The 2,192-nt window shown below is 61.1% G+C and carries 4 protein-coding genes and 1 pseudogene; 3 read left to right on the top strand and 2 right to left on the bottom strand.

Annotated features, from left to right (window positions below):
• A pseudogene (locus tag EOA85_RS33365) lies at positions 1-868 on the bottom strand (cyclopropane-fatty-acyl-phospholipid synthase family protein); the annotation flags it as partial.
• A 245-nt stretch (positions 869-1,113) separates the two neighbouring features.
• On the opposite strand from EOA85_RS33365, the gene EOA85_RS40010 reads away from it, so the two are divergent.
• Together EOA85_RS40010 and EOA85_RS33360 are read left to right on the top strand one after the other, a co-directional pair.
• Positions 1,114-1,248, top strand: a complete 135-nt coding sequence (locus EOA85_RS40010; RefSeq protein WP_281033824.1) for a hypothetical protein — start codon at positions 1,114-1,116, stop codon at positions 1,246-1,248.
• 105 nt (positions 1,249-1,353) lie between these two features.
• Positions 1,354-1,644 carry a Dabb family protein gene (locus EOA85_RS33360; protein ID WP_065008787.1) on the top strand — a complete coding sequence of 97 codons (291 nt, stop codon included), beginning with the start codon at positions 1,354-1,356 and terminating at the stop codon, positions 1,642-1,644.
• Positions 1,645-1,672: 28 nt separating this feature from the next.
• Here the strand turns inward: EOA85_RS33360 and EOA85_RS37885 are convergent, their stop codons facing one another.
• Entirely contained in the window at positions 1,673-1,846 is a 174-nt protein-coding gene (locus tag EOA85_RS37885; RefSeq protein ID WP_164760064.1) for a hypothetical protein, read from the bottom strand.
• Positions 1,847-1,929: 83 nt separating this feature from the next.
• Between EOA85_RS37885 and EOA85_RS33355 the strand changes: the two genes are divergently transcribed.
• The coding region (locus tag EOA85_RS33355) for a VOC family protein (protein WP_164760063.1) at positions 1,930-2,192 on the top strand (263 nt) is incomplete at its 3' end.

Here is a 2,192-nt window from a genome sequence, read left to right as displayed (position 1 = left end):
GAAAAACACAGGCCAGTATTTTTCGCCGACGCCTCGAACATCTCGATCGAGGCGATGCGGTCGTAGGATCCGGTTTCGTCGCGGTAGTCCTGCAGCTTGATGTCGATCTTGTCGGCAAGTCCAGCCTTATGGACGCGTTCTCTGGCGAAATCATGCTGCTCGCGGCTGATCGTCAGCCCGGTGACGCGGCAGCCGATCTCGCGTGCGGCGAATTCGGCAAAGCCGCCCCAGCCGCAACCGATTTCCAGCACGTGGTCTTTCGCGCCGATGCCCGTGGCCTTGGCCAGCGCGCGATATTTGGCGGCTTGCGCGCTGTCAAGATCGTTGGGGCCAGCCGCATAGAGCGCCGGACGAATAGGTCATGCTCGGATCCAGCCATTCCTTGTAAAAGGCGTTGCCGAGAACGTGATGCGCCGAAATGTTGCGCTTCGAGCCGGTGCGGGTGTTTTGGTTGAACCAGTGGCGGACCCGCTGGACGGCGTTGACCAGCCAACTGGCGCCGCCGGCGATGCTCTCTCTGATTTCAGAATTGACCACTAACAGTCCAGGAAACTGGTCACGTCGGGACTGTCCCAATCGCCGTCCATGTAGCATTCGGCGATGCCGATGGTGCCGCCGTTGAAGGCGCGGCCGTGCAAGCGCCAGTTCTTGAGCACCAGTTCGGCGTCCGGACCCGGCGCCTTGCCGCCGACGAGGACGGCGCGGCCTTCCGGCATCCTCACCTTGAGGGACCCACGCGGCAGTTCATCGCCGCCGACAGCACCATCCGCGCCTTGGCCGGCAGGCCTTTCGCGGTTTCGGTGAAATTGAACTCGTCCAACCTGACCCCGTCGCCCGATGCCACGCCGGTGTCTTCCTTGTGAGCCATGTCACGCCCCGGGACTTCTGCGGCGCCGGCGAAAAATGGCCGGTTTCCACACACTCTTGCAGTTCATTCGCCAGGGCGCGAACGCCGCCTCCCGATGAATCCCCGCAGCAATCTTTCATGCCATCAAAGGGAACTTCAAGAGCCAAGGCAGGCGAACACGGATCAATGGATAGATTCTGGGGGAGGGCGCTGCTCAACGCTGGAATCACTATGGTTGCAGCCACCCAGATGCAGTAGTTTCACGCATGCGTTATGTCATCGTCATCTGCGCCGTCACGTTCTTCCTGATCTGGGACGGACTCTACAATCAGGGCCGCTATCTCGACACCACGGTCGGGGAGATAACGCGCGTCGTGCGCTACATCACCAGTATCGTCTAGGTTTCTTTCCCCGCCCAACGCGTTGTCGCCGCGACATCGTTGCCGGTTGACGCGAGCGTTTTGCCCACACAAAACACGCTTGCTCATCGATCGAGGAGGCTGGGGTTGATCCGGCATATCGTTTTCTTCAGCGCGCGGCACAAAGAGGATGTCGAGGCCGTACGCAGGGGCTTGCTGGCGCTGGGCAACATTCCCCATTCCCGCCTTTTCGAGGTGACGCTCAACACCAAGGTTGACCCGCTTTCGGACGAGATCGACGTGGTCGTTTATGCCGAGTTCGAGGATGATGCCGCTCTGGCCGCCTATAAGGCGCATCCGCTCTATGCCGAGACGACCAGCCAGGTCAAACCGCTGCGCGAATTGCGATATTCGGCGGATGTTGTTGGCTGCACCTGAAGAGAAATTGACCGAAGCAGGAGCTACATTACTCTGCCTGAGCGGCGGTCGGTTCGGTCGGATCGTCGCCCGGCCGCTTTGGCGCATCCCAGACCAGCATGGCGAGAACAGCCATCGCTACGACCGCTGCCGTTATGAACAGGATCTTTCTCATTTGGGTGACGTAGTTGGTTTCCGGCAGCGGCAAGTATTCCAGAGGCATGCGGCCACGATAGGCCGCCGGATCTTCGCGGCGTCAGGTGAGGCTCTTGAACCAAATTCCGGAATGATGCACACCGCGCCGGCATGACCGAGACGATGACAGAAGGCCCTTATCCGCTTGACCATCTTGTGCTGCCGACCGCGAGCCTCGACGTGGCGCGGGCGCGGCTGGTTTCGCTTGGCTTTGTCGTGGCGCCGACCGGCATCCATCCTTTCGGGACGGAAAACTGCTGCGCCTTCCTTGAGGACGGCACCTATCTCGAGCCGCTGGCGGTGGGCAACGGGCAAGCGGTGGCGAAAGCGATCGCGGACCGCAACGTCTTCGTCGCGCGCGATCGTGCCTATCG

The organism is Mesorhizobium sp. M5C.F.Ca.IN.020.29.1.1, assembly GCF_003997375.1.
GTDB lineage: Bacteria > Pseudomonadota > Alphaproteobacteria > Rhizobiales > Rhizobiaceae > Mesorhizobium > Mesorhizobium wenxiniae.
This window is presented reverse-complemented; position numbering and strand designations above follow the sequence as displayed.